This is a genomic window from Brevundimonas sp., assembly GCF_046295075.1.
Taxonomy (GTDB): domain Bacteria; phylum Pseudomonadota; class Alphaproteobacteria; order Caulobacterales; family Caulobacteraceae; genus Brevundimonas.
In genome coordinates, this window is sequence record NZ_JBKBOC010000015.1 from 58,769 (window position 1) to 84,185 (window position 25,417).

Annotated in this window: 34 protein-coding genes and 1 riboswitch; of the genes, 3 read left to right on the plus strand and 31 right to left on the minus strand. The window is 64.9% G+C overall.

Annotated elements, in window-relative coordinates; translation table 11 throughout:
- Nucleotides 1-114 precede the first annotated feature (114 nt).
- The 23 genes from rplO to metE form a co-directional block, all read right to left on the minus strand.
- A complete protein-coding gene (gene rplO / locus ACK4MH_RS12045) occupies nt 115-708 on the minus strand; it encodes a 50S ribosomal protein L15 (protein WP_135195336.1) in 594 nt (197 codons plus the stop codon).
- Nucleotides 709-851: 143 nt separating this feature from the next.
- Nucleotides 852-1,055: a 50S ribosomal protein L30 gene (rpmD, locus tag ACK4MH_RS12050; protein ID WP_135195335.1), complete on the minus strand. Its 204-nt coding sequence runs from the start codon at nt 1,053-1,055 to the stop codon at nt 852-854.
- Between the two features lie 2 nt (nt 1,056-1,057).
- Nucleotides 1,058-1,666 (minus strand): 30S ribosomal protein S5, encoded by a 609-nt coding sequence (rpsE, locus tag ACK4MH_RS12055; protein ID WP_135195334.1) that lies wholly within the window; start codon nt 1,664-1,666, stop codon nt 1,058-1,060.
- 12 nt (nt 1,667-1,678) lie between these two features.
- On the minus strand, nt 1,679-2,035 hold the full coding sequence (gene rplR, locus ACK4MH_RS12060; protein ID WP_135195333.1) for a 50S ribosomal protein L18: 357 nt from the start codon (nt 2,033-2,035) through the stop codon (nt 1,679-1,681).
- A 3-nt stretch (nt 2,036-2,038) separates the two neighbouring features.
- Nucleotides 2,039-2,572, minus strand: coding sequence for a 50S ribosomal protein L6 (gene rplF, locus ACK4MH_RS12065; protein ID WP_409718681.1), 534 nt, complete (start codon nt 2,570-2,572; stop codon nt 2,039-2,041).
- A 1-nt stretch (nt 2,573) separates the two neighbouring features.
- Nucleotides 2,574-2,972: a 30S ribosomal protein S8 gene (gene rpsH / locus ACK4MH_RS12070; protein WP_135195331.1), complete on the minus strand. Its 399-nt coding sequence runs from the start codon at nt 2,970-2,972 to the stop codon at nt 2,574-2,576.
- 15 nt (nt 2,973-2,987) lie between these two features.
- The gene (rpsN, locus tag ACK4MH_RS12075) at nt 2,988-3,293 is read right to left on the minus strand and encodes a 30S ribosomal protein S14 (RefSeq protein ID WP_135195330.1); all 306 of its coding nucleotides are present in this window, start codon (nt 3,291-3,293) and stop codon (nt 2,988-2,990) included.
- A 19-nt stretch (nt 3,294-3,312) separates the two neighbouring features.
- Entirely contained in the window at nt 3,313-3,873 is a 561-nt protein-coding gene (gene rplE, locus ACK4MH_RS12080) for a 50S ribosomal protein L5 (RefSeq protein ID WP_017506049.1), read from the minus strand.
- On the minus strand, nt 3,873-4,181 hold the full coding sequence (gene rplX, locus ACK4MH_RS12085) for a 50S ribosomal protein L24 (RefSeq protein WP_008263379.1): 309 nt from the start codon (nt 4,179-4,181) through the stop codon (nt 3,873-3,875). The genes rplE and rplX overlap by 1 nt, the downstream gene beginning before the upstream one ends.
- 1 nt (nt 4,182) lies before the next feature.
- Nucleotides 4,183-4,551 carry a 50S ribosomal protein L14 gene (gene rplN, locus ACK4MH_RS12090; protein ID WP_003164378.1) on the minus strand — a complete coding sequence of 123 codons (369 nt, stop codon included), beginning with the start codon at nt 4,549-4,551 and terminating at the stop codon, nt 4,183-4,185.
- A gap of 18 nt (nt 4,552-4,569) precedes the next feature.
- On the minus strand, nt 4,570-4,812 hold the full coding sequence (rpsQ, locus tag ACK4MH_RS12095; protein WP_409718687.1) for a 30S ribosomal protein S17: 243 nt from the start codon (nt 4,810-4,812) through the stop codon (nt 4,570-4,572).
- A 10-nt stretch (nt 4,813-4,822) separates the two neighbouring features.
- Nucleotides 4,823-5,020 (minus strand): 50S ribosomal protein L29, encoded by a 198-nt coding sequence (gene rpmC / locus ACK4MH_RS12100; protein WP_135195327.1) that lies wholly within the window; start codon nt 5,018-5,020, stop codon nt 4,823-4,825.
- Nucleotides 5,020-5,460 carry a 50S ribosomal protein L16 gene (gene rplP / locus ACK4MH_RS12105; RefSeq protein WP_087119314.1) on the minus strand — a complete coding sequence of 147 codons (441 nt, stop codon included), beginning with the start codon at nt 5,458-5,460 and terminating at the stop codon, nt 5,020-5,022. Before rplP ends, rpmC begins: the two co-directional genes overlap by 1 nt.
- A gap of 3 nt (nt 5,461-5,463) precedes the next feature.
- Nucleotides 5,464-6,219 carry a 30S ribosomal protein S3 gene (gene rpsC / locus ACK4MH_RS12110; protein ID WP_135195326.1) on the minus strand — a complete coding sequence of 252 codons (756 nt, stop codon included), beginning with the start codon at nt 6,217-6,219 and terminating at the stop codon, nt 5,464-5,466.
- Nucleotides 6,219-6,599, minus strand: coding sequence for a 50S ribosomal protein L22 (rplV, locus tag ACK4MH_RS12115; protein ID WP_135195325.1), 381 nt, complete (start codon nt 6,597-6,599; stop codon nt 6,219-6,221). Before rplV ends, rpsC begins: the two co-directional genes overlap by 1 nt.
- A gap of 3 nt (nt 6,600-6,602) precedes the next feature.
- On the minus strand, nt 6,603-6,881 hold the full coding sequence (gene rpsS / locus ACK4MH_RS12120) for a 30S ribosomal protein S19 (protein ID WP_135195324.1): 279 nt from the start codon (nt 6,879-6,881) through the stop codon (nt 6,603-6,605).
- 2 nt (nt 6,882-6,883) lie between these two features.
- On the minus strand, nt 6,884-7,720 hold the full coding sequence (gene rplB / locus ACK4MH_RS12125; protein ID WP_135195323.1) for a 50S ribosomal protein L2: 837 nt from the start codon (nt 7,718-7,720) through the stop codon (nt 6,884-6,886).
- A 4-nt stretch (nt 7,721-7,724) separates the two neighbouring features.
- Complete coding sequence (locus ACK4MH_RS12130; protein ID WP_135195322.1) at nt 7,725-8,027, minus strand: 50S ribosomal protein L23; 303 nt, start codon at nt 8,025-8,027, stop codon at nt 7,725-7,727.
- Entirely contained in the window at nt 8,027-8,665 is a 639-nt protein-coding gene (gene rplD, locus ACK4MH_RS12135) for a 50S ribosomal protein L4 (RefSeq protein ID WP_304937259.1), read from the minus strand. The genes ACK4MH_RS12130 and rplD overlap by 1 nt, the downstream gene beginning before the upstream one ends.
- Complete coding sequence (gene rplC, locus ACK4MH_RS12140) at nt 8,665-9,414, minus strand: 50S ribosomal protein L3 (protein ID WP_409718696.1); 750 nt, start codon at nt 9,412-9,414, stop codon at nt 8,665-8,667. The genes rplD and rplC overlap by 1 nt, the downstream gene beginning before the upstream one ends.
- Before the next feature lie 21 nt (nt 9,415-9,435).
- The gene (gene rpsJ / locus ACK4MH_RS12145; RefSeq protein ID WP_105563630.1) at nt 9,436-9,741 is read right to left on the minus strand and encodes a 30S ribosomal protein S10; all 306 of its coding nucleotides are present in this window, start codon (nt 9,739-9,741) and stop codon (nt 9,436-9,438) included.
- A 295-nt stretch (nt 9,742-10,036) separates the two neighbouring features.
- Nucleotides 10,037-10,801: an acyl-CoA thioesterase gene (locus ACK4MH_RS12150; protein ID WP_409718700.1), complete on the minus strand. Its 765-nt coding sequence runs from the start codon at nt 10,799-10,801 to the stop codon at nt 10,037-10,039.
- Nucleotides 10,798-13,137 carry a 5-methyltetrahydropteroyltriglutamate--homocysteine S-methyltransferase gene (gene metE / locus ACK4MH_RS12155; protein WP_409718703.1) on the minus strand — a complete coding sequence of 780 codons (2,340 nt, stop codon included), beginning with the start codon at nt 13,135-13,137 and terminating at the stop codon, nt 10,798-10,800. The genes ACK4MH_RS12150 and metE overlap by 4 nt, the downstream gene beginning before the upstream one ends.
- A 109-nt stretch (nt 13,138-13,246) precedes the next feature.
- Nucleotides 13,247-13,441: riboswitch (cobalamin riboswitch) on the minus strand.
- A 261-nt stretch (nt 13,442-13,702) separates the two neighbouring features.
- Here metE and ACK4MH_RS12160 point away from each other — a divergent pair.
- Nucleotides 13,703-14,458 (plus strand): hypothetical protein, encoded by a 756-nt coding sequence (locus ACK4MH_RS12160; RefSeq protein WP_409718706.1) that lies wholly within the window; start codon nt 13,703-13,705, stop codon nt 14,456-14,458.
- Between the two features lie 138 nt (nt 14,459-14,596).
- Here the strand turns inward: ACK4MH_RS12160 and ACK4MH_RS12165 are convergent, their stop codons facing one another.
- The 3 genes from ACK4MH_RS12165 to ACK4MH_RS12175 all read right to left on the minus strand — a co-directional run bounded on the left by ACK4MH_RS12165 (nt 14,597) and on the right by ACK4MH_RS12175 (nt 17,671).
- Nucleotides 14,597-15,484 (minus strand): GIN domain-containing protein, encoded by an 888-nt coding sequence (locus tag ACK4MH_RS12165; protein WP_409718709.1) that lies wholly within the window; start codon nt 15,482-15,484, stop codon nt 14,597-14,599.
- A 98-nt stretch (nt 15,485-15,582) separates the two neighbouring features.
- Nucleotides 15,583-16,497: a transcriptional regulator gene (locus ACK4MH_RS12170; RefSeq protein WP_409718712.1), complete on the minus strand. Its 915-nt coding sequence runs from the start codon at nt 16,495-16,497 to the stop codon at nt 15,583-15,585.
- 13 nt (nt 16,498-16,510) lie between these two features.
- Nucleotides 16,511-17,671, minus strand: a complete 1,161-nt coding sequence (locus tag ACK4MH_RS12175; RefSeq protein ID WP_409718715.1) for a GNAT family N-acetyltransferase — start codon at nt 17,669-17,671, stop codon at nt 16,511-16,513.
- Nucleotides 17,672-17,822: 151 nt separating this feature from the next.
- Between ACK4MH_RS12175 and ACK4MH_RS12180 the strand changes: the two genes are divergently transcribed.
- A complete protein-coding gene (locus ACK4MH_RS12180; RefSeq protein ID WP_167762547.1) occupies nt 17,823-17,984 on the plus strand; it encodes a hypothetical protein in 162 nt (53 codons plus the stop codon).
- Nucleotides 17,985-18,033: 49 nt separating this feature from the next.
- On the plus strand, nt 18,034-19,095 hold the full coding sequence (locus ACK4MH_RS12185; protein WP_409718718.1) for a L,D-transpeptidase family protein: 1,062 nt from the start codon (nt 18,034-18,036) through the stop codon (nt 19,093-19,095).
- Nucleotides 19,096-19,098: 3 nt separating this feature from the next.
- Here ACK4MH_RS12185 and ACK4MH_RS12190 read toward each other — a convergent pair whose 3' ends face one another.
- From ACK4MH_RS12190 to rpsL, 5 genes are all read right to left on the minus strand, one after another.
- Nucleotides 19,099-20,694 (minus strand): carboxylesterase/lipase family protein, encoded by a 1,596-nt coding sequence (locus ACK4MH_RS12190; protein ID WP_409718721.1) that lies wholly within the window; start codon nt 20,692-20,694, stop codon nt 19,099-19,101.
- Between the two features lie 156 nt (nt 20,695-20,850).
- Nucleotides 20,851-22,041, minus strand: coding sequence for an elongation factor Tu (tuf, locus tag ACK4MH_RS12195; protein ID WP_135195311.1), 1,191 nt, complete (start codon nt 22,039-22,041; stop codon nt 20,851-20,853).
- Nucleotides 22,042-22,150: 109 nt separating this feature from the next.
- Nucleotides 22,151-24,229 carry an elongation factor G gene (fusA, locus tag ACK4MH_RS12200; RefSeq protein ID WP_409718724.1) on the minus strand — a complete coding sequence of 693 codons (2,079 nt, stop codon included), beginning with the start codon at nt 24,227-24,229 and terminating at the stop codon, nt 22,151-22,153.
- Nucleotides 24,230-24,407: 178 nt separating this feature from the next.
- Nucleotides 24,408-24,881 (minus strand): 30S ribosomal protein S7, encoded by a 474-nt coding sequence (gene rpsG, locus ACK4MH_RS12205; RefSeq protein ID WP_135195309.1) that lies wholly within the window; start codon nt 24,879-24,881, stop codon nt 24,408-24,410.
- Nucleotides 24,882-24,962: 81 nt separating this feature from the next.
- Nucleotides 24,963-25,337 carry a 30S ribosomal protein S12 gene (rpsL, locus tag ACK4MH_RS12210; RefSeq protein WP_008260482.1) on the minus strand — a complete coding sequence of 125 codons (375 nt, stop codon included), beginning with the start codon at nt 25,335-25,337 and terminating at the stop codon, nt 24,963-24,965.
- Nucleotides 25,338-25,417: the final 80 nt, after the last annotated feature.

Consider the following 25,417-nt stretch of genomic DNA (forward strand, 5'->3'; position numbering starts at 1 on the left):
GACTGATTGAGTCGTCAGATAGGCGAGAAGCGGCGCTCTTGCGAGGCCGCTTCCGTTCTTTCGTCGCTGCGATGTGTTCAGGCCACGGCCCAATCAGCCGCAACGACGCGTTTATCAGGCTTTGGCGGCGGCGCGCTTGGTGCGGGCCGAGATCTTGTTCTCGTCGCCCAGGCGTGCCTTGGCGGGCGGAACCTTGCCCTTGGCCAGGTTCCGCTTCTCGACGCGAGCAGCGGCCTTGGCTTCGGCGGCGATACGCTCTTGCACGACCGAACCGCCAGCGGCTTCGATGGCCTTGATGGCGCCCGAGGTGGCCGACCAGACGACCAGGTTCAGCGCTTGCTTCAGCTCGCCGGTGCCCAGCAGACGCACGCCGTCCTTGACGCGGCGGATCACGCCGGCGGCGACCAGGGCGTCGCCCTTCAATTCCGACTTGGCGTCCAGCTTGCCGGCGTCGATGGCGTCTTGCAGGCGCCACAGGTTCACTTCCGCCAGCTTCAGAGCGTTGGCGTTGTTGAAGCCACGCTTAGGCATACGCATATACAGCGGCATTTGGCCGCCTTCGAAGCCGCCGATGGCGACGCCCGAACGCGACTTCTGACCCTTGACGCCACGGCCAGCGGTCTTGCCCTTGCCCGAACCGGGGCCACGGCCGACACGCATGCGCTTCTTGTGCGCGCCTTCGTTGTCGCGGATTTCGTTCAGTTTCATATGCCTGATCCTTTCGGGTGCTAGCGCCCGGACCATTGATCCGGACTCGGCTGTAAAAATTTAAGGGCCGCTGATAGGCGACCCTTGGGGTATTCGCAAGTGCAGAAACGCCCTCCCCCGGGTTCGGGAGAGGGCGAAACGGCTTACTTTTCGACGATCTCGGTCAGGTGGGCGACCTTGGCGATCATCCCACGAACCGAAGGCGTGTCTTCCAGGGTCGATTCACGACCCAGGCGGTTCAGACCTAGGCCCACCAGGGTGGCGCGCTGGTCGTTCTTGCGGCGGATCGGCGAACCGGTCTGCTTGACGGTGACGGTCTTGGCGTCGGTCTTCTTGGACGGGGCCATGATTAGGACTCCACAGCTTCGGGCGTCGAAGCGCCGTCGTTGCGACGGCCCATCAGATCCGCGACCTTCTTGCCGCGCTTGGACGCGACCTGACGGGGCGAGGACTGGACCTTCAGCGCTTCGAACGTCGCGCGGATCATGTTGTAGGGGTTCGACGAACCGGTCGATTTGCCCACGACGTCCTGGACGCCGAGGGTTTCGAGCACGGCGCGCATCGGACCACCTGCGATGACGCCGGTCCCGGGAGGGGCAGCGCGCATCATGATCTTGCCGGCGCCCCAACGGCCGTTGCCGTCGTGGTGCAGGGTGCGGTTCTCGCGAAGCGGAACGCGGATCATGGTCTTCTTGGCTTCTTCGGTCGCCTTGCGGATGGCTTCCGGCACTTCACGCGCCTTGCCGTGACCGAATCCGACGCGACCCTTGCCGTCGCCGACGACCATCAGGGCTGCGAAGCTGAAGCGACGGCCGCCTTTGACGGTGGCGGCGACGCGGTTGATGTGGACCAGCTTCTCGACGATGTCCGAATCCGGACCATCGGCTTGGGGGCCATTGCGGTTGTCACGACGGTTGCGGTCGTTGCCGCCGCCGCCACGTTGGGGTTGATGCGCCATCTGTCGCGTCCCTTAGAAGTTCAGGCCGGCTTCACGCGCGGCTTCCGCCAGCGCCTTCACCCGTCCGTGATAGATGTACTCGCCACGGTCGAAGACGACGTCCTTGACGCCCTTCTCGATGGCGCGTTCGGCGATCAGCTTGCCGATCGCGGCGGCCGCAGCGGTGTCCGAACCACGCTTGCCCTTGCCGCCTTCCAGCGACGAGGCAGACGCGACGGTCACGCCTTGGGCGTCGTCGATGATCTGGGCCGAGATGTTCTTGTCCGAACGGCTGACCGACAGACGAAGGCGACCGTTGGCGACAGCCTTCAGGCGGCGACGAGTGCGCTCCGAGCGGCGCTTGGCTTGTTGTCGAAGAGAAAGAGCCATGACTTACTTCTTCTTGCCTTCCTTGCGACGGACCTTCTCGCCCGCGTAACGGACGCCCTTGCCCTTGTAGGGCTCCGGCGGACGCAGCTTGCGGATGACCGCGGCGATCTGACCGACGGCTTGCTTGTCAGCGCCCGAGACCTTGATCTCGGTTTGCTTCGGCACTGCGAAGCTGACACCGGCCGGCGGAGCGATATCGACTTCATGCGAGAAGCCGAGTTGCAGCGAAAGGGCGTCGCCCTTCATGGCGGCGCGGTAACCCACGCCGACCAGCTCCAACGACTTTTCGAAGCCGGAGGTGACGCCGACGACCATGTTGTCGACCAGGGTGCGCGACAGGCCCCACATCGCACGACCGCGTTGCGTGTCCGACCGCAGACCCAGCGACAGTTCGTCGCCTTCCTGGGTGACTTCGACTTCTTCGGCGACGGTCCAGGAGCTCTCGCCCTTGGGGCCCTTCACGGTGACTTTCTGGCCGTCGAGCGTGACAGTCACGCCCTTCGGCACAGCGATGGTTTTCTTGCCAATACGGGACATATCAGTAGACCCTGCAGAGGACTTCGCCGCCGACGTTAGCGTCGCGGGCGGAGGCGTCGGACATGACGCCCTTCGAAGTCGAGAGGATCGAGATGCCGAGGCCGTTCTTGATCGGCTTCAGATCGCCGATCGCCGAATAGACGCGGCGGCCCGGCTTGGACACGCGAGCGATCTCGGCGATGACGGGCTGACCGTCGAAGTACTTCAGCTCGATCTCGAACTGCGGAAACTCACCCGGGTTCTGAACCAGGTTGTAGCCGCGGATGTAGCCTTCGTCCTGCAGCACGTCGAGGACGCGCTGACGCAGACGAGAAGCGGGGGTCAGCACCTTGGAACGCTTGCGGGTCGCCGCGTTCTTGATGCGAGCGATCATGTCGCTCAGGGGATCGTTGATCATCATGTCTGTTCGCTCCCCTTACCAGCTGGATTTCGTCAGGCCAGGGATCTGGCCCTGGTTACCGAGTTCACGCAGCGCAATCCGGCTCATCTTGAGCTTGCGATAGAACGCCCGCGGACGACCCGTCACTTCGCAACGGTTGCGAATGCGGCTCGGCGCGGAGTTGCGCGGCAGTTCAGCCAGCTTCAGGCGCGCGTCGAAGCGCTCCTCCAGCGGCAGGTTTTCGTCGTTGGCGGTCGCCTTAAGGGCGGCCCGCTTCGCGGCATACTTCGCAACCAGGGCCTTGACGGCTTCGTTACGGTTTACGGCGCTTTTCTTAGCCATTGTGCTCTTCCCTTCCCGCTCAGTTCTTCACGAACGGGAACTTGAACTCGGTGAGGAGAGCCTTGGCTTCCTCATCGGTCTTGGCCGTGGTGCAGACGACAATGTCCATGCCCCACATCTGATCGATCTGGTCGTAGTTGATCTCCGGGAACACGATGTGTTCCTTCAGACCCGTGGCGTAGTTGCCGCGACCATCGAAGGACGTGCCCTTCAGACCACGGAAATCCTTCACGCGCGGCAGCGCGATCGTGATGAACCGGTCCAGGAACTCGTACATCTGGTCGCCGCGCAGCGTGACCTTGCCGCCGATGACCATGCCTTCGCGCAGCTTGAAGCCGGCGATGGAGTTACGGGCCTTGGTGGCGACGGCCTTCTGACCGGCGATGGCCGTCAGATCCTTGAGGGCGGTGTTCGCCTTCTTGGAGTCCGCGACAGCTTCACCGATGCCCATGTTCAGGACGATCTTGTCCAGCTTGGGCACCTGCATTTCGTTCGTGTAGCCGAACTTTTCCTTCATCACCTGGCGGATGCGAGCGTGATACTCGTCCTTGAGGCGCGGAGTGTATTTTTCGGTAGCCATCAGATGACGTCTCCCGTCGTCTTGGCGATGCGGACCTTGGTGTCCCCATCGATCTTGAAGCCGACGCGGGTCGCCTTGCCGTTGGCGTCGGCGATCGCGACGTTCGACAGGTGAAGCGAGGCTTCCTTGTTTTTGATGCCGCCCTGCGGGTCAGCCTGGCTCGGGCGCGTGTGGCGCTGAACCATGTTGACGCCTTCAACCAGGACGCGGTTTTCGGTAGGCAGGACCTTCAGCACGTTGCCCGTGCGGCCCTTGTCCTTGCCGGTGAGGACGACGACGCGGTCGCCCTTCTTGATCTTGGCGGCCATGTTACAGGACCTCCGGAGCCAGCGAGATGATCTTCATGTGGTTCTTGGCGCGCAGTTCGCGAGGAACCGGGCCGAAGATCCGCGTGCCGACAGGCTCGTTCTGCTTGTTGACGATGACGGCGGCCGACTTGTCAAAACGAATGACCGAGCCGTCCTTGCGTTGGATGTCCTTGGCGGTGCGCACGACGATGGCGCGAACAACGTCGCCCTTCTTCACACGGCCGCGCGGGATGGCTTCCTTCACGGAGGCGACGATTGTGTCGCCGATCGAGGCGTAGCGGCGCTTGGAGCCGCCCAACACCTTGATGCACATGACCCGGCGGGCGCCCGAATTATCGGCCACTTCCAGGTTAGTTTGCATCTGGATCATAAGATCAGATCCTTCTGATTACGAGGCCGAGGCGGTGGAAAGGACTTCCCAGCGCTTCAGTTTGGATTTCGGGGCGCACTCGACGATGCGAGCGATGTCGCCGACTTTGAGCGCGTTGGCTTCGTCGTGCGCGTGATACTTCTTCGAAAGACGAACGATCTTTTTCAGAACGGGGTGAAGCAGCGTGCGCTCCACCTTCACGACGACGGTCTTTTCGCCCTTGTCGGACACGACCACGCCTTCAAGAATTCGCTTGGGCATATTCGTTTCCTTACGAGGCCGCACGCTGCTCGCGCAGAAGCGTCGAGATGCGTGCGATGTCTTTGCGGACTTCACCAACGCGGTGAGTCTTTTCCATTTGGCCGGTGGCCGCCTGGAAGCGCAGGTTGAACTGTTCCTTCTTGAGCTTCAGCAGCTCGTCGGACAGCTGGTCGGTCGTTTGCGACCGCAAGTCGGCGATCTTGGTCATCAGGCGGCTACCTCGACATGAGCGACGCCGGCGTCGATGCGGGTCACCACCTTGGTGCGGACCGGCAGCTTGGCTGCGCCGAGACGGAGCGCTTCGCGGGCGACATCGTCCGGAACGCCGTCGATTTCAAACAGGATACGGCCAGGGTGGCAGCGCGCGGCCCAGTGGTCCACGGCGCCCTTGCCCTTACCCATCCGGACTTCGGCCGGCTTGCCCGTGACGGGCAGGTCGGGGAAGACGCGGATCCAGACGCGGCCCTGACGCTTCATCTGGCGGGTGATCGCGCGGCGAGCCGCTTCGATCTGACGCGCAGTGATGCGTTCCGGCTCCAGCGTCTTCAGGCCATACGACCCGAAGTTCAGCGAGAAGCCACCCTTGGCCGAGCCATGGATCCGGCCCTTGAAGGCCTTGCGGTACTTGGTCTTCTTCGGTTGCAACATGACTTAGTTCTCACGTCCCCGGTCGCGACGCGGACCGCGGTCGCCACGGGGGCCGCCGCGTTCGCGGCCTTCGTTCGAGGACGGACCCGAAGCTTCCTGGGCCCAACGCTTGTCCTGCGCCATGGGATCGTGCTCCAGCACTTCACCCTTAAAGACCCAGACCTTCACGCCGATAATGCCGTAGGTCGTCTTGGCTTCATAGAAGCCATAGTCGATGTCGGCGCGCAGCGTGTGAAGCGGCACGCGACCTTCGCGGTACCATTCCATACGTGCGATTTCCGCACCGCCCAGACGACCAGCGACATTCATACGAATGCCCTTGGCGCCGAGACGCATCGCCGACTGCATCGAACGCTTCATGGCGCGACGGAAGGCCACGCGGCGTTCCAGTTGTTGCGCGATGTTTTCAGCGATCAGCTGCGCATCGGTTTCCGGCTTGCGGACTTCGATGATGTTCAGGTGAACTTCACCTTCGGTGCGCGCCGAGATGTCCTTGCGGAGCTTCTCGATGTCAGCGCCCTTCTTACCGATCACGACGCCCGGACGGGCGGCGTAGATGGTGATGCGGCACTTCTTGTGAGGGCGCTCGATGATGATGCGCGACACACCGGCGGCGCCCAGACGTTCCCGCAGCCACTCGCGCAGCTTCAGGTCCTGGTGCAGCAGGCGGGAGTAGTCGGCGCCGGCGGCGAACCAACGGCTGTCCCACGTACGGTTCACGCCGAGGCGCAGACCGATCGGATTGATTTTCTGACCCATCAGGCGGCCTCGCCGGCTTCACGGACCACGATGGTGATCTCGCTGAACGGTTTCAGGATGCGCGACGAACGACCACGAGCACGGCTCGCGAAGCGCTTCATCACCAGGTTCTTGCCCACATAGGCCTCGGCGACGATCAGGTTGTCGATGTCGAGGTTGTGGTTGTTCTCGGCATTCGAGATCGCCGAATACAGGACCTTGCGGACGTCGGTCGCGATACGCTTACGGCTGAATTCCAGCTCGTTCAGCGCCTTCTGGACCGGCATGCCGCGGATCGATGCGGCGACCAGGCCCAGCTTTTGCGGGCTGATGCGTACGTTGACCAGCTTTGCGCGGGCCTCTGTCGGGGCGACCCGACGCTCATTTTTTGTCTGGGCCATCAGTTACTTCCTTTTGGCCTTCTTGTCCGCCGCGTGACCCGGGAAACTCCGGGTCGGGGCGAACTCGCCGAGCTTCATGCCGACCATCTCTTCCGAGACCGACACGGGCACATGCTTCTGACCGTTATGGACGCCGAACGTCAGACCGACGAACTGCGGCAGGATGGTGGAGCGGCGCGACCAGGTCTTGATCACGTCCTTGCGGCCCGACGTTTGAACGGCGTCGGCCTTCTTGAGCAGATACCCGTCGACAAACGGGCCTTTCCAGGAGGAGCGGGCCATTCTTAGCGAGCCTTCTTAACGTGGCGGGTACGGATGATGTATTTGTCCGTAGCCTTGTTCTTGCGGGTACGAGTGCCCTTGGTGTCCTTGCCCCACGGCGTAACCGGGGTACGACCACCAGAGGTCCGGCCTTCACCACCACCATGCGGGTGGTCGATCGGGTTCATGGCGACGCCGCGAACGTGCGGGCGGAAGCCCATGTGACGCTTGCGACCGGCCTTGCCCAGGTTCTGGTTCATGTGGTCGGGGTTCGAAACCGCGCCCACCGTGGCGATGCAGCCGTCCAGGACCATGCGCAGTTCGCCCGAGCCGAGACGGATCTGGGCGTAACCCTGATCGCGACCCACCAGCTGGGCGTAGGCGCCGGCCGAACGGGCCAGCTGAGCGCCCTTGCCCGGCTTCATTTCGATGTTGTGGATGATCGTACCCACCGGCATCGAACGGAGCGGCATGGCGTTGCCCGGCTTCACGTCGGTCTTTTCGCCCGCGATCACCGTGTCGCCGGCCTTAAGGCGTTGCGGCGCGATGATGTAGGTCTTCTCGCCGTCTTCGTAGGTCACGAGGGCGATGAAGGCCGTGCGGTTCGGATCGTATTCCAGACGCTCGACCGTGCCGACCATGTCCCACTTACGACGCTTGAAGTCGATCCGGCGGTACAGGGTCTTGGCGCCGCCGCCACGGAAGCGGACCGCGATGCGACCGCCCTGCCCGCGTCCGCCCGACTTGGTCAGGCCTTCGGTCAGCGACTTTTCCGGACGGCCCTTGTGGAGCTCCGAACGGTCGACCAGCACGAGGGCGCGACGGCCCGGAGAGGTCGGATTGTAATGTTTCAAGGCCATCTGATCAGAGCCCCGTGGTGACGTCGATCGACTGGCCGTCGGCCAGCGTCACGATCGCTTTTTTGATGTCCACGCGACGACCCAGGATACCCCGGAAGCGCTTGGTCTTGCCCTTTTGAACCAGGGTGTTGACCTTCAGGACGTTGACTTTGAACAGGCTTTCGACCGCCGCGGCGATCTCGTCCTTGGTCGACGTATCGGCGACGCGGAAGACGACCTTGTTCTGCTCGGACAGGATCGTCGCCTTCTCGGTGATGATCGGCGAGAGGATCGTGTCGTAGTGCTTGGCGGTAGGTTGAGCGGCCATTACGCGGCTTCCTTATCGCTGAAGCGAGCTTCGATCGCTTCGATGGCGGCCTTGGTCAGCACCAGCTTGTCAGCCCGCAGGATGTCATAGACGTTCAGGCCGGCGTTCGGCAGCACGTCGATGTGCGGGATGTTGCGTGCGGCCAGGCCGAAGTTCGTGTCGACTTCGGGACCCGCGATGATGAGAGCCTTGGTCCAGCCCAGCTTGCCGAGCGTCTCGCGCAGCGAGGCGGTCTTGGCTTCCTTGACCGAGATGGTGTCCACGATGATCAGGTCGCCGGACTTGGCCTTGGAGGACAGGGCGTGACGCAGAGCAAGCGCGCGGATCTTCTTCGGCAGCGAGAAGCCGTGGTCGCGAACGACCGGACCAAAGGCGCGCGAACCGCCGACGAACTGCGGTGCACGGCGCGAACCGTGACGAGCGCCGCCGGTGCCCTTTTGCTTGTACATCTTCTTACCCGTACGAGAGTTCTCGTTGCGGGTTTGAACCTTGTGCGTACCGGCGCGGCGCTTGGCCAGTTGCCAGTTGACGGTGCGGGCCAGGATGTCGCCGCGGATGTCGGAGATGCCGAAGACGGCGTCCGACAGTTCCACGTCGCCAGCAGCCTTGCCGTCGAGTTGGATGACAGAGAGTTTCATTACGCTTCACCGCCTTCGGTCGCTTCGACGGGGACTTCTTCAGCCGGGGTCGAGGCGGGTTGAGCAGCAGACTTGCTCGACTTCAGCGCACCGGGGAACGGAGCGTCGGCCGGGCGAGCCTTCTTGATGGCGTCGCGAACCTTGACGTAGCTGCCGTCGTGACCGGGGACAGCGCCCTTGATCAGGATCAGGCCACGCTCGGCGTCCACGCGGACGACGGTCAGGTTCTGGGTGGTGACGGTTTCAGTGCCGTAATGGCCGGCCATCTTCTTGCCGGGGAACGTACGACCCGGGTCCTGACGGTTACCCGTCGAACCATGCGAACGGTGCGAGACCGAAACGCCGTGGGTGGCGCGAAGGCCGCCGAAGTTCCAGCGCTTCATGGCGCCGGCGAAACCCTTACCGATGGTCTCGCCCTGGATGTCGACCTTCTGGCCTACCAGGAAGTGTTCGGCCGACAGCTCGGCGCCCACGTCCAGCAGACCGTCCGCATCGACGCGGAACTCGGTCACATAGGCTTTCGGTTCGACTTCCGCCTTGGCGAACGTCTCGCGTTGAGCCTTGTTGGTGTTCTTGGCCTTCTTCGTGCCAGCACCCAGCTGGAGGGCGACGTAACCGTCACGCTCCTGGGTACGTTGGCCGACGACTTGGCAGCCGTCGAGCTGGAGCACAGTGACCGGTACGTGCGCGCCGTCATCGGCGAACACGCGGGTCATGCCCAGCTTCTTGGCGATCACGCCCGTGCGCATCGGATCCCGCCTCTTTCTACTTTAAATCTTGATCTCGACGTCCACACCGGCGGACAGGTCGAGCTTCATGAGCGCGTCCACGGTCTGCGGGGTGGGGTCGATGATGTCGAGCACGCGTTTGTGCGTGCGGATTTCAAACTGCTCACGCGACTTCTTATCGACGTGCGGCGAGCGGTTCACGGTGAACTTCTCGATCAGGGTCGGCAGCGGAATCGGACCGCGAACGGTCGCGCCGGTGCGCTTGGCTGTATTGACGATCTCGCGCGTCGAGAAATCGAGGACGCGATGATCAAAGGCCTTGAGCCTGATGCGGATGCTTTGATCCATATCGGTGCTTACTTCCAATGCGGTCGGAGGACCGCGTCCCTGTGAACCATTTCAAAGACCGAAGGCCTTCGGGCAAAAAGCCCTCAGGGAACGCAAATCCGCAAAAACGATCGGCCCACGCAGTTACCCGCGAAGGCCGCTGAAGTCCCAAGAAGCTGCAAAGAACAGTGACTTAGGTCGTTCCTGCGGACCGCGTTTGCAGCGAACTGCACAGCCGGTCCAACAAGAGTGGTGGCTTATGCCTACCGATTCTGATTTCGTCAAGCGCGCAAACCCGTGCTGACACAGGATTTCGTCAGGCGATCTCCAGCGCCGACGCCAGCCTGTAAATCGGCCTGGGCCGTCCCGCTTCGTCCACCGCCACCATGACGAACTCCGCCGCTGCAGACCGTCGCCGTTCGCCCGTCAGCAGCCCCTCGGCCCACAGTTCGACCTCTATGGTGACCGAAGTCCGGCCGATCTTTATGGCGCGCGACGCCAGCTCGATCATGTCGCCTTCTCTTATGGGAGACGAGAAGTCGATGCGGTTCGACGCCGCCATGACCATGACGGCCCTGGCCTTGCGCGTGGCGCAGATGAAGGCCGCCTTGCCCATCAGCTTCAGCGCGTCGCCGCCGTAAAGCGTGCCGTAGTGGTTGGTCCAGGTCGGAAAGACCATCTCCACCGCCCTGAGCCAGCCGTCGTCCTCGGGCGGATTTTCTTGCAAGGGCGGCAGGTCGCCCTGCCCTTCCCCGCGCGGCGCCACCATGTTGAAGACGCCCCGCGTGCATAGCCGCCGTTCGCCGCTGACCGGCGCCTCGGCCCATAGCTCGACCTCGACGCCCATGGACGTGCGGCCGACGCGCACGACCTTGCCCGTCGCCTCCACCATCTCCCCAATCCGGGCCGGTGCGGCGAAGTCGATCCGCTCGCACCCGGCCGTCACGGTCGGCCGCCGCGCATGACGCGCGGCGGCCAGGAAAGCGACCTTGTCCAGGTGCGCCAGACCGACGCCCCCGAACAATGTGCCGTGGTGGTTGGCGTCCCCAGGGAACACCATGTCGATAAGCGTGACGCTCACGCCCGCGTCGCCTCTTCCCGCGCGGCCTTCGCGGCCGACACCATGTTCGTCAGCGCCGCCTCGGTCTCGGGCCACCCCCGCGTCTTCAGCCCGCAGTCCGGGTTCACCCACAGCCGATCCGCCGGCAGCTTGCCCGCCGCCGCCGTCAGCAGGGCCGCCATCTCCTCCACCGACGGCACGCGCGGCGAGTGGATGTCATAGACGCCCGGACCGATCTCGGCCGGATAGCGATAGTCGGAGAAGGCGTCGAGCAGCTCCATCCGCGACCTCGAGGTCTCGATGGAGATGACGTCCGCATCCATGGCCCCGATGGACCGGATGATGTCGTTGAACTCGGAGTAGCACATGTGGGTGTGGATCTGGGTCTCGTCCCGAACGCCCGACGCCGTGATGCGAAAGCTCTCGACCGCCCATTCCAGATACCCGGCCCAGTCCGCGCGACGCAGGGGCAGGCCTTCGCGCAGGGCCGCCTCGTCGATCTGGATCACGGCGGCGCCGGCCGTCTCCAGGTCCGTCACCTCGTCGCGGATGGCGAACGCGATCTGGCGGCAGGTGGTGCTGCGTGGCTGGTCATCACGCACGAAGGACCAGTTCAGGATCGTCACCGGCCCCGTCAGCATCCCCTTCATCGGCCGGTCGGTCAGGGATTGGGCATAGCGCCACCACTCCACCGTCATCGGCCTGGGCCGCGACACGTCGCCATAGATGATCGGCGGCCGCACGCAGCGCGAGCCATAGGACTGAACCCAAGCGGCCTTTGTGAAAGCAAAGCCCGACAGTTGCTCGCCGAAATACTGGACCATGTCGTTGCGCTCGAACTCGCCATGAACCAGGACGTCCAGCCCCAGATTCTCCTGCCATTTCACCGTCCGCGCCGTCTCCTCGCGCAGGAACCGGGCATAGGCCGCATCGTCGATGACGCCCTTGCCGTGGTCCGCCCGCGCCTTGCGGACCTGGGCCGTCTGCGGGAACGAGCCGATGGTCGTGGTCGGATAGGCCGGCAGGTTCAGCCGGCGTTGCTGCACCGTGCGTCGGATCTCAAAACTGGACGTGCGGTTCGCCTGCGCCGGATCGGTATCGGCCGCCCGCGCCTGCACCTTTGCATCGTTGATGCGCGGCGAGGTGCGGCGCGACGCCACCGAGGCGGTTGAGGCGTCCAGCTCGGCCTTCACCGCCGCCCGACCTTCGTTCAGCGCCCGCGCCAGGATCGCCAGCTCGGCGACCTTCTGCACTGCGAACGCCAGCCAGTCCTTGATCTCCGCATTCAGCGCCGTCTCCCGCTCCAGATCAATGGGCGTGTGCAGCAGCGAGCAGGACGGCGCGATCACCACCTGACGCCCCGCCGCCACCAGGGGCTCGACCCGGTCCAGCACGGCGTTCAGATCGGCCTTCCACACATTGCGCCCATCAATGACGCCGAGCGACAGCACCTGATCGGGCCGAGCGGCCGACGCCACCTGCGCCAACTGTTCCGGCGCGCGGATCAGATCGATGTGGAGCCCCTGCACCGGCAGCTTCAGCGCCGTCTGCAGATTGTCGCCCAGCGCCCCGAAATAGGTGGTCAGCATCACCTTGATCGGCGGCGTCACATCCGTCAGCACGCGATAGGCGTGGTCATAGGCGGCCTTCGCCTCATCGATCAGGTCCGTGACCAGGCAGGGCTCGTCCAACTGCACCCACGTCGCCCCCGCCCGCGCCAACGACCGCAGCACCTCGGCATAGACCGGCAAAAGGCGCGGCAGCAGGCTCAGTACGTCGAAGGCCTCGCCGCGCGTCTTGCCCAGCAGCAGATAGGACACCGGCCCCAAAAGCACCGGCCGGGTCTCGACCCCTTGCGCCCTGGCTTCCAGATATTCGTCCAGCGCCTTGGTCGAACCTAAGCGGAAGACTTGGTCGGCCGTGAACTCGGGCGCAAGATAATGGTAGTTGGTGTCGAACCACTTGGTCATCTCCATCGCCGGCACGCCTTCGCCGGACGCATGGACGTGGCCGTGCTCGCAGACGTGGTCATCGCCCCGCGACCCACGGGCCATGGCGAAATAGGTCGCCAGATCGACGCTGTCGCCTTTCCAGCCGTAGGCGGCGGGAACGGCCCCGACCATAGCCGTCATGTCCAGCACCTGATCATAAAGAGAGAAGTCGTTGGACGGCACGATGTCGGCGCCCAGATCGCGTTGCCGCGCCCAGGTCAGGCCGCGCAGCTCGGCGGCGGTCGAGAGCAGCGTCTCCGCATCGATCTTGCCGGCCCAATGCGCTTCGAGCGCGGTCTTCAGCTCCCTCTTGGGGCCGATGCGGGGAAAGCCGAGAGTGGCGACCTGGACGGTGTGGCGGGTCATGACATTCGAAACCTGTGTTGTGGCCAGGTTTCGGACAGGGTCGCGCGGACGCCGACGCGGACGCAATGGGTCCGGCGGCGCGCATGCGGCCTGACCGGGCACCCCGCCGGAGGACGTTATCTGTCGGGGCAGGTCTCCTGGCTCACGGGTCGACGCCTCGGGCCCGGCCTTCCCGGCGCAGATACGCCAGTGACACGAGATGGACCCTCGACTCGCCGCTTACAGTTGCGGGGGCAGCGCCGGTTTCACACCGGCTTCCCTCTTAGCTCCACGCGCTCCGAAGACCGCGTGCAGACCACGACGCAGTCAGATGACCGCAAGGCACGGCCCGCGTCAATAGACATAAGGATATGCTTATATGTTTATGCGATTGGAGCTGTTAACCGCCTGCCCCATGAAGCACGCCGAACTGACACATTCTAACCACAAGGCGTGACCGATCCGCCACACGACAGTTTCAAGACATTTATGTAACGGCGGTTTATTTCTCAGCTTCGACACATCCTGATAGCAGCCGCCCTCCCTGGACCCCCATCCGGGCACAGACTGCTAAGGACAAAAGAAAATGAAGACGATCCTCCTCGCCACTGCCGCCGCCACCCTGTTCGCCGCTCCGGCCTTCGCTCAAGACGCCGTCGGTTCGGTCGGCGTCGCCTACAACCATTCCGAGGCCGAAGCCTTCGGCGCTGAAGCCGACCTGGACGGCGCCACCGTCGCCGGCGTCGTCGCCACCCCCGCCTTCGGCGACTGGACCGCGACCTTCAACGCCGCCGGCACCTATTCGGACTACGACTTCGGCGACGAGACCACCCTGTCGGGCGCCGTCCACCTGACCAAGGCCATCGAAGACATGCGTTTCGGCGGTTTCGTCGGCGCTGAAGAAATCGGCGGCGGCGACACGCTGATGACCTTCGGCGCCGAAGGCCAGAAGTACTTCCAGCAAGCCACGCTGACCGGCGTCGTGTCCTACGGCACCGTCGATGACGCGGACCTGTGGACCGTTGGTGGTGAAGCCGCCTTCTACGCCACGCCCGCCCTGCGTCTGGCCGCTCGCGCCTCCTATTCGGACGTGGACTTCGCTGGCGTCAGCACCGACGGCTGGTCGGCCGGCGTCGGCGCCGAATACGCCTTCGCTGCAACGCCTTACAGCGTTTTCGCCGGCTACGACCGCGCTGAGCTGGAAGACGCCGATCTGACGATCGACTCCTTCGAAGTCGGCGTTCGCTACAACTTCGGTGGCGATCTGCAATCGCGCGACCGCGCTGGCGGCACCCTGGGCCGCAACCTGGGCAGCGTCACCAAGCTGTTCGGCCTGCGTTGATCCTCGACGCCTGATCTAAGACGAAGAGCCCCGGCGGAGCCATCCGCCGGGGCTTTTTCTTGGCTGAAGCCGCGCACGAAAAAGACCCCCGGGGTTCCACGACCGGGGGCCTTTCCTCTCGCGGCGGAGAAACGGGTCTTAACGCCCGATGTTCAGGGTTCCCGATCCGACGACAGAGCGAGACACCGAGCCTGTGGCCGAGGCGACGCGGACGCTGCCCGACCCGGCGATGGCGACATCCAGATCACGCGTCGCGCCGCCGTAGCGGACATCGCCCGAGCCGCCGATGGCGACCGACAGCTTGTCCATCCGGCCCTGGCGCACGTTCACACCGCCCGAGCCGCCGATCGACAGCTCGCCCCGGCCGTTGACGCTGGCCACATCGACATTGCCCGAACCGCCGACGGCTGCCTTCAGGCTTCCGGTCGGCCCGGCGGCGATGGAGCCGGAACCGCCGACGCTAGCATCCAGCGAACGCGACGTGCCCGCGCGGATCGCCCCCGACCCGCCAAGGCCCAGCTCCAGATCGCCGTCTACATTGGCGACGTTCCAGTTGCCGCAACCGCCGTTGTCCAGTTCGACGGATCGCGCGCCACGGCCGACCGAGCCGAACACGGCCCCGCTGGCGCTGATATCGACGGTGCGTGGGGTGCGCACCACGATCAGCGGCGCGTCTTCCAGGCGGATGCGCCCCAGGTCGCGCACCTCGACCGTCGCGCCCTGCCCCGGCTGGGCGGCGTCCGACCGTCCCGAGTTGCAGCTGCGGATGCCGTCGTTAAGGCCCCACATGCCGTTGCGACGAAGGCCGCCGTCGATCTTCACGTCGCCGCCTTCGCGACGGACCTGAATGGCCGGCAGGCGCGTCTGGCCCTGCGTGACCTCGACGCCGATGTCGTTGCGGTCCTCGACGATGACGACGACGCGCGCCACGGCGTTGCGGATTTCAACCTCGCCGGCCGATGCGGGCGCGGCGGCCAGTCCCGCTAGTGTGGCGACAGCGGCGGCGGCGATCAGTGCGGTCTTCATGTGCGGCTTCCCTTTCCCGAATGTCAGGAGAAGGTGCGCGCCGCACGCGCCGAAGTCATTTTAACTCGGGGTCATGAACTCGAATTAACGCCCCGAGTTCAGGATGGGCGGCCGATGACGCCCGCCCCATCAGCCGCACCGACCTCGGGTTCGAAATCGCGTTCGAAGTTCGCGATCTTGCTCTTCATCGCCCCCGCCTTCTTCAGCGCCAGCGACGCGGCCCAGCGCGCGGCCAGCTCCGGCGTCGTCATGCCGTCGGTGAAGCGCGGCTTACCGCCCCGGCTGCGGATCACCGCATTGGTGAACAACGCCCCATTCCTGAACCGCGACGGCCAGGTCTGGAAATCCATCGACAGGCTGACGCAGAACCGGTCCAGATTCTCGACCCGGTGCGGCGCATACAGCGGCCAGGTCAGCGCCCTCCCCGGCTCCAGATCCATGACCTGGGCGTCGGCCTCGAACGCCATCGTATAGGGCAGTTCCTCGGTCGTCTGACGCGCCACCACCTGTTCCATATTGCGCTCGGGCAGATGCCCTTCGTCGCCCGGATAGACGAACAGCCGCTTGCGCCCGCGCAGGTGGAACAGCACCACCCCCGCCGCGTCGAAATGATAGGGCACCCGCGCCTTGGGCGACGACAGGATCAACTGCCCGGCATTGCGCACCGCCCGCATCCCCGGATAGGTCGCCTGGATCGCGGCGAAGTCCTTCATGGCCGCCGCCCACAGCTCGGGCCAGCCCGTCTCGACCCCGCGCAGATTGACCCAAAGCCGTCCCTGCTTGATCGCCTCCAGCAGTTCCTCGCCCGACAGCCGCCCACGCGCGCCGGTGCGCAAGCTGACCTGCCCCTCGTCGTCGTAGTCATACAGGTTGATGTCGAACAGCTCGGCCGGATAGCGGTCCAGCACGGCGGCCAGCGCGGCATCCTCGGCGAACCCCTGATCGATCAGCGTATGGGCGTGCGTCTTCGCCTCGGCGATCGGCCCCGGATAGCGGGTGCGGCGTTCGGTCATGACGGCCTCTCCTTCAGGCGTGGGCGACGCGCGCCGGCGTCTTCTTCTTGGCGGCGGCTTTCTGAACGGCGGATCGCGCCGCGACCGCTGCGCCTCTCAACCGCCCGACCGGTGTCGCCTCGCAGGCTTCGATGGTGGCCCAGCGTCGGCGCAGCGACGCGCGCACCGCCTCGCCCCGTCCGCCCGCGCGGTTCAGCGCCGCCACCGTCACGTCGCCCAGCACCTGGGTCACGCCGGGCCGCATCACCACGGCCTCGCGCACCGTCTGGCGGGCGTTGACGAAATACTTCTTGTAGGTCTCGCCCTCGAACCCGAAGTCGAACACCCGGAACCCCTCGGCCGCCGCCAGCCGCATCGTGTCCATGCTCAGCAGGATGCCCGGCGAACAGCGCGCCAGCGAAGGTTCATAGACCGGGAACCAGAAGTGATAGTGCCGCCCGGCGTGCAGCGAGAACTCCACCGCCACCAGCTTTTCGCCTGCATGCATCGCCGCCATCGAGGCGCCGAAGTCCGCGCGCGGCTCGCTCATCAGCGCGTGCAGCAGATCCCGCGTCCAGCCGCATGCGAAGATGTCGTGCAGGCCCGACCGCCGATACTGCGCCGCCTTCAATGCGATCAGGTGATCCAGCAGCGCCGGATCGCGCAGCCCGCGCTCCACCCGGATCGGCCCCAGTTCGGCCTCCAGACTGCGGCGCGCCCGCTCCTTGTCCTTGAAGTATTTGCCGAAGGTCGAGCGCCGCTCGGCGTACCAGGCGTCGTATCCCGGCTCGGGCATCACGACCTGCACCGTCTCGCGCGCCTGCCCCGTCTCGGCGGCGCCGATCCAGCCGGGCACGTTCAACCGTTTGGCTTTCAGCAGCCGCGCCACCTCTTCCAGCGTGATCGTCTCGCCGACCGGCGCGATGACGCCGTGATAGTCGTTCATCGGCGCGCCCAGCGGCTGCACCGCTCCGCCGCGCCGCTGATGCGGGAAGAAGCCGACGATCTCGCCGTCGCGTCGGAACACCGCGATCGCCGCGCCCGGACAGACCCGCGAGGCGATCTCGGCATATTCCCAGCGGAAATAGGGGCTGGCCAGCTCCGGATTGCCGTCCGTCCACGCACGCCACAGGGCGACGGCGGCGGCGTCCAGCGCCCCCGCGTCCATGATCTCGACCTGCAGCATTCCGGCCATACGCATCCTCATCGAACCCCGTGCAGCAAGGTCCATTCCAGACCGCACCCTACACCACGCGCGTTTCATCAGGGTTCACCGGCATGGTGAACGCGCATTGACGGAGCCGCCCCGCTCTCTGCGCGTTGCCTTGATCCAAAGGGAGACGACCATGACCGACCAACGCCCCGACAGCAAAAGCGTCGAAAACGAAAACCTGCGCCCGGACGCAGACGGCGAACCGCCCCGCCCCGCCACCGAACCCAAGGGCTCGGAAGGCTCCTCCAACTCCGGCGAGACCGAAACCGATCCCGCCACAGGCGAACAGAACTGATCTCGCCACCCATTCTGCCAGTCTGTCCCGCCTGCCTCGAAAGTCCGCAATGAACCGATCCGCCTGCCTCGCCGCCCTCGCCGTCCTGTCTCTGTCCGCCTGCTCGCCCAGAGAGGAAAAGGCCCCGGCCTCGGCCCCGGCGGTGCAGGTGGGCGCGACCGGCCCCCTCTCGCGCGACGCCATCGAGAACACCGCCTATACGCCGCCCGCCCAGCCGGCGCCCCAGGCCGCTCAGTTGCCTCAGCCCGACGCCGCTCAGGCTCAGGCTCAACCTGCCCTGGTTCGAGCCCAGGTTCTGCTCGAACGCGCCCGCTTTTCGCCCGGTGCCATCGACGGTCTGGCGGGGTCGAACATGCGTCAGGCCATTTCCGCCTTCCAAGAGGCGAACGCCATGACCGTGACCGGCGAACTCGACGCCGAAGTGATGGGCCGGCTGCGTGCCGCCGCCGGTCCGGGCGCGATCACCACCACCTACGCCATCACCCAGCAGGACATCGCCGGTCCCTATCTGGGCGTCGTTCCCACGGAGCTGCAGGCCCAGGGCCAGGCCGCGCACATGGGCTACGCCAACATCGTCGAGGCCCTGGCCGAACGCTTCCATGTCACCGAGGCGCTGCTGCGCGCCATGAACCCCGGCGCCGACTTCAACCGTGTCGGTCAGGCGCTGCTGGTGCCGGCCGTCAACACCACGCCTCTGCCCGCCGACGTCGATCACATCGACATCGACAAGAGCGAAGGCTCGGTGAAAGCCTTCGACGCCGACGGCAAGCTGATCGCCTATTTCCCCGCCACCATCGGTAGCGGCGACAACCCGACCCCGACCGGCACGGTCAAGGTCAACGGCGTCGCTCGAAATCCCGACTACACCTATGACCCGTCAAAGCTCAGCTACGGCGACAGCAAGGAAAAGGTCATCGTCAAACCCGGACCGAACAATCCGGTCGGCATCGTCTGGATCGATCTGAACAAGCCCAGCTACGGCATCCACGGCACGCCCGACCCGCACCTGGTCGGCAAGACCGCCTCGCACGGCTGCGTTCGCCTGACCAACTGGGACGCCTGGATGCTGGCCGACAAGGTCAAGCCCGGCGTCACGGTTCGCTTCATCTGAGGATCAGTGGACGGCGCCGAACGGCGTCCCGTCCCAGAAGTCGCAGTGGTGGCGCGCGAAGAAGTCGTCGTCCAACATATCGCCTTCCGGCTTGAACACCCGCACCGGCCCCGCGCCCTCGACGCGGGGCCACTCTGCGGCGAAGTCCGCCGTTCCGAACGTCGCCCACAGCCGCTGCATCCGCTCCGACAGCGCCTTCTGCTCCGGCGTGAATTTCTTCACGTCCGCAAACACCCAACTGGTCCCGAACACATAGGCCAGTTCGCTGGCGTGATAGGCCCCCAGGTCCAGACCGACGATCCAGTCGGGCAGCACGAACGGCGCCCCGCGATCCGCGAACTCATAGCCCCACACCGGCACATGCTGCGCCAACACCCGCCTCAGCGCCTGTGACGGACAGGCGAACCTCTGGTCCGTGAAGTTGGTCGCGATGGCGTAGGCAGGCCCGTCCTCGCCGACCGGGTACCGCGCCAGCACCCGCTCGCCCTGGTCGCCGTACATCCAGATCGTCTCCTTCTGATAGCGATCCATGTCCTGCACCTCATTGGCGAACAGCCGCCCCTCGTCCAGGTTCGTGCCCACGATCACCGGCACGCGCGTGAACCGCCCCTCGCGGATCGCTGCCGCCGGGTTTTCCGGCACGGTCGCATCCGTATGCACCGGCCCCCAAGACCCCGGCCCATTGATGCCCGCCCTCAGCGAGGCCGCCCGCGACAGCCGCCACGCCGGCAAACCCTTCAGACAGGCGATCTGATCCGCGCCGGTGCAGCCCAGCCGCTCGGCGAACATCGGCCCCGACTGGGACGCATCCTGCGCACTGACCAGAGACGACGGCTCCAGACATCCGCCGCTCTGCATGATGACCCGTTGATACAGCCGCTCGGACTGCGGCGACGCCATCAGATAACAGGCCGTCCACGCCCCCGCGCTCTCGGCAAATAGGGTGACATTGGACGGATCGCCGCCGAAGGCCGCGATGTTGCGATGGACCCACTGCAGCGCCGCCTGCTGGTCCATCAGCCCGAAGTTGCCGCCGAACCCCTCGCCCGTCGCCTGAAACTGCGGATGGGCCAGCCAGCCCAGCGCGCCCAGCCGATAGTTCATCGTCACGACCACTCGCCCTTGATCGCGCGCCAGTTTCGACGGGTCATAGTTGGCTCCCGACCCCACGGTGAAGGCGCCACCAGGAATATAGACCATCACCGGCCGCGCCTCGGCCCGCTCCCCGCCCGGCGCATAGATGTTCAGGTAAAGACAGTCCTCGGCCCCCACCACGATCCCGCCGCCGCCGCCCAGGATCGAGCGCCGTCCGATAGCCTGGGTGCAGTCCTTCGCGATCCGTGTCGCATCCCGAACCCCGCTCCACGCCTCCACTGGCTGCGGCGCGCGCCAGCGGCGATCACCCACCGGCGGTGCGGCGAAGGGCACGCCCAGGAACGCCCGCGTCCCCGCCCCGTCAACGCCGCGCAGCGCCCCATCCTCAGTCGTCGCCAACACCGTCCTGGCATCGCTGGCGAACCCGACATGATCGACCTTGCCGGGATGGGTCGCGCAGGCAGAAAGGGCCACAAGAGAGGCAAGCAAAGAAATCAGACGCATCGAAAACTTTGGCTTTGGGGAGGACGCCCACAACGCCCCGCCACAATCGACGTTCAATATCCTCGCCACTGCCGCACAGCAAAACGGCCCCCGGATTGCTCCGGGGGCCGCTCTGTTACGCTTACTGGTCGGCCCGAAGGTCGGATCGTGCGTCGACTACTCGACGATCTTGGCCACGACGCCGGCGCCGACGGTGCGGCCGCCTTCACGGATGGCGAAGCGCAGGCCCTGATCCATGGCGATCGGGGTGATCAGTTCGACGTTCAGCTCGGCGTTGTCGCCGGGCATGATCATCTCGACGCCTTCCTTCAGGTGAACGATGCCGGTCACGTCCGTGGTGCGGAAGTAGAACTGCGGGCGATAGTTCGTGAAGAACGGCGTGTGACGACCGCCTTCTTCCTTGGTCAGGATGTAGGCCTCGGCCAGGAACTTGGTGTGCGGCGTGATGGAGCCCGGCTTGCACAGCACTTGGCCGCGCTCGACGTCTTCACGCTTGGTGCCGCGCAGCAGAACGCCGACGTTGTCACCGGCTTGACCCTGGTCCAGCAGCTTACGGAACATTTCGACGCCCGTGCAGGTCGTCTTCTGGACCGGACGGATGCCGACGATTTCGACTTCTTCACCGACCTTGACGATACCCTTTTCGACACGGCCCGTGACCACGGTGCCGCGGCCCGAGATCGAGAACACGTCTTCGACCGGCATCAGGAACGGCAGGTCAAGCGGACGCGCCGGCTGCGGGATGTAGTCATCCACAGTCTGCATCAGCTCAAGCACGCGCTGCTCGCCGATTTCCGGGTTCACGCCGTCGGTCGCGGCCTTGGCCGAGCCCTTGGTGATCGGAATGTCGTCGCCGGGGAACTGGTACGACGAGAGCAGCTCGCGCACTTCCATCTCGACCAGTTCCAGCAGTTCTTCGTCGTCGACCAGGTCCACCTTATTCATGAAGACCACCAGAGCCGGCACGCCGACCTGACGGGCCAGCAGGATGTGCTCGCGCGTTTGCGGCATCGGGCCGTCGGCGGCCGAAACCACCAGGATCGCGCCGTCCATCTGCGCCGCGCCGGTGATCATGTTCTTCACATAGTCGGCGTGGCCGGGGCAATCGACGTGCGCGTAGTGACGGTTCGCCGTCTCATATTCCACGTGCGCCGTGTTGATCGTGATGCCGCGGGCCTTTTCTTCCGGCGCTGCGTCGATGTCGGCGTAGTTCATCGCCTTGCCGCCGCTCGCCTTGGCCAACGCCATCGTGATCGCAGCCGTCAGCGTCGTCTTGCCATGGTCAACGTGACCAATCGTGCCGATGTTGCAATGCGGCTTGTTCCGTTCGAACTTTTCCTTGGCCATTTTCTAGCTCCTAAGGTCCCCGAACCGGGGGTCCTGCAGTTTGGGGGTTAAGGACGCCCGGTCCTTACGGTCCGGGCGCATATAGGTCCGCTTTCCGAAAAGGGAAAGCTTAGGCGTACTTCTTGATCACTTCGTCGGCGACGTGTTGCGGCACCGGCTCGTAGTGATCGTATTGCATCGTGAACTGGGCGCGCCCCTGCGACATGCCGCGCAGCGTGTTCACATAGCCGAACATGTTGGCCAGCGGCACGAAGGCGTTAACGACGGTGGCGTTGCCGCGCATGTCCTGACCCTGGATCATGCCGCGACGGCCATTCAGGTCGCCGATGACCGAACCGAGGTATTCCTCGGGGGTCACGACCTCGACCGCCATGATCGGCTCAAGCAGCTTCGGCGCGCCCTTTTCCTTCAGTTCGCGGAAGGCGGCGCGGGCCGCGATTTCGAACGCCAGCACGCTGGAGTCGACGTCGTGGTATTTGCCGTCCGTCAGGGTCGCCTTGAAGTCGATCAGCGGGAAGCCCGCCAGCAGACCCGAATCCTTGATGGAGTTCAGGCCCTTTTCGACGCCGGGGATATATTCCTTGGGCACGGCACCGCCGACGATCGAGTTCTCGAACACGAAGCCCGAGCCCGGCTCGCCGGGTTCGAAGGTCAGCATGACGCGGGCGAACTGGCCCGTGCCGCCGGTCTGCTTCTTGTGCGTGTAGTCGATGTCGACCTTGCGGCCCAGCGATTCACGATAGGCGACCTGCGGCGCGCCGATGGTGGCCTCGACCTTGTAGGTGCGCTTCAGGATATCGATCTTGATGTCCAGGTGAAGCTCGCCCATGCCCTTCAGGATCGTCTGGCCCGACTCGTGGTCGGTCGAGACGGTGAAGGACGGATCTTCCGAAGCCAGCTTGGCCAGGGCGACGCCCAGCTTCTCCTGGTCGGCCTTGGTCTTGGGCTCGACCGAGATCTCGATGACCGGCGCCGGGAACTCCATCTTCTCCAGGATGACGGGCGACTTCAGCGGATCGCACAGGGTGTCGCCGGTGCGGGTGTCCTTGAGGCCGGCCAGGGCGACGATGTCGCCGGCGTAGGCTTCCTTGACGTCTTCACGGTTGTTGGAGTGCATCTGCAGCATCCGGCCGACGCGCTCTTTCTTGTCGCGGCTGGAGTTCAGCAGGCTCATGCCCGTTTCCATCTTGCCCGAATACAGGCGGCAGAAGGTCAGCGAGCCGACGAAGGGGTCGTCCATGATCTTGAAGGCCAGGACCGACAGGGGCTCGTCGTCCGACGCCTTGCGCACGACGGGCTCTTCCGTCTTGAAGTCGATGCCCGGCGTCGGCGGGATGTCCAGCGGCGACGGCAGGTAGTCGACGACGGCGTCCAGCAGCGTCTGCACGCCCTTGTTCTTGAAGGCCGAGCCGCACAGGATCGGATAGAAGGCGCCGGTCAGCACGGCCTTACGGATGCACTTCTTCAGCACTTCGACCGAAGGCTCGGTGCCGTCCAGGTAGGCCTGCATGGCTTCGTCGTCGAGTTCGACGGCGTTGTCGATCAGGTACTGGCGGGCTTCGTTGGCCTTGTCGACCAGGTCAGCCGGGATCTCGCCGACGGTGAAGTTGGCGCCCAGGGCGTCGTTGTCCCAGACGACCGAACGCATTTCGACGATGTCGACCAGGCCGGTCAGCGAGGACTCGGAGCCGATCGGGAACTGGATCGGCACGGCCTTGGCGCCCAGGCGGTCGCGGATCGACTGGACCGAGGCGTCGAAGTCTGCGCCGATCTTGTCCATCTTGTTGACGAAGACGATGCGCGGCACCGAATATTTGTCGGCCTGGCGCCAGACGGTTTCGGTCTGCGGCTCGACGCCGGCGTTGCCGTCCAGCACCGTCACGGCGCCGTCGAGCACGCGCAGCGAACGCTCGACTTCAATGGTGAAGTCCACGTGGCCGGGGGTGTCGATGATGTTGAGGCGCTTTTCTTTCCAGAAAGCGGTCGTCGCGGCGGACGTGATCGTGATGCCGCGTTCCTGCTCCTGGTCCATCCAGTCCATGGTCGCGGCGCCGTCGTGGACTTCGCCGATCTTATGGTTCTTGCCGGTGTAATACAGGATCCGCTCGGTCGTCGTCGTCTTGCCCGCATCGATGTGGGCCATGATGCCGAAGTTGCGGTAGTCCTTGAGCGCGTGCGTGCGGGCCATGAAAGCGTGCCTTGCCAGAAATTCGGGCGCCACCGGCGCCCTTAGGGAATGTTCTCAGGACGCGGACGGCGCCCTCGGGATATCGGTCTGTGCGGATAAGCGAGCGCGGGCGATTTAGCTCAAACCGCCCGCGCCGGATAGTCTTAGATAGTGACCGCAGTTGGCGGTTTTAAGACGCTTACCAGCGATAGTGGCTGAAGGCGCGGTTGGCTTCGGCCATCTTGTGGGTGTCTTCGCGCTTCTTGACTGCCGTGCCGCGGTTGTTCGAGGCGTCCAGCAGCTCGGCGGCCAGCTTTTCCGTCATGGTGTTCTCGCCACGCTTGCGCGCAGCATTGACCAGCCAGCGGATCGCCAGGGCGCGACGGCGCTCGGGGCGGACTTCGACAGGCACCTGGTAGGTGGCGCCGCCGACGCGACGCGACCGGACTTCGACCGACGGTGCGACGTTGTCCAGGGCGGCGTGGAAGGTCGCGACCGGCTCCTGGTCTTTCTTCTTGTCGGCCAGGATGTCGAAGGCGCCGTAGACGATGTTTTCGGCGACGGCCTTCTTACCTTCGTACATGACGTAGTTCATGAACTTGGTGACGATCAGGTCCCCGAACTTGGGATCCGGCAGAACTTCACGCTTCTGGGCGCGGTGACGACGCGACATAGGTTATTCCTTGCAGTGCCCGGCGCACGCCGGGAAGATCTCGAAAAGGCCTCCGGGCGCGACGGCCCGGAGAGGAATGGCTTACTTCGGACGCTTGGCGCCGTAGTGCGAACGACGCTGCTTGCGGTCCTTGACGCCTTGCGTGTCGAGCACGCCGCGCAGGATGTGGTAGCGAACGCCGGGCAAGTCCTTCACGCGGCCGCCGCGGATCAGAACAACCGAGTGTTCCTGAAGGTTGTGGCCTTCACCGGGGATGTAGCAAACGGCTTCGTAGCCGTTCTTGGCCAGACGGACCTTGGCGACCTTACGCAGAGCCGAGTTCGGCTTCTTCGGGGTCGTGGTGTAGACGCGGGTGCAGACGCCGCGACGCTGGGGCGAACCCTCCAGAGCCGGCACCTTGTTACGGGTGGGCTTGGGCTTGCGCGGCTTGCGGATCAGTTGGTTGATCGTAGGCATTCGAAACTTATCTCGACTTCTGATGGAGGCGTGTGTCTTTCGACCGAAGCGCCTCTCGCCTTCTTGTGAACGGGGGACCA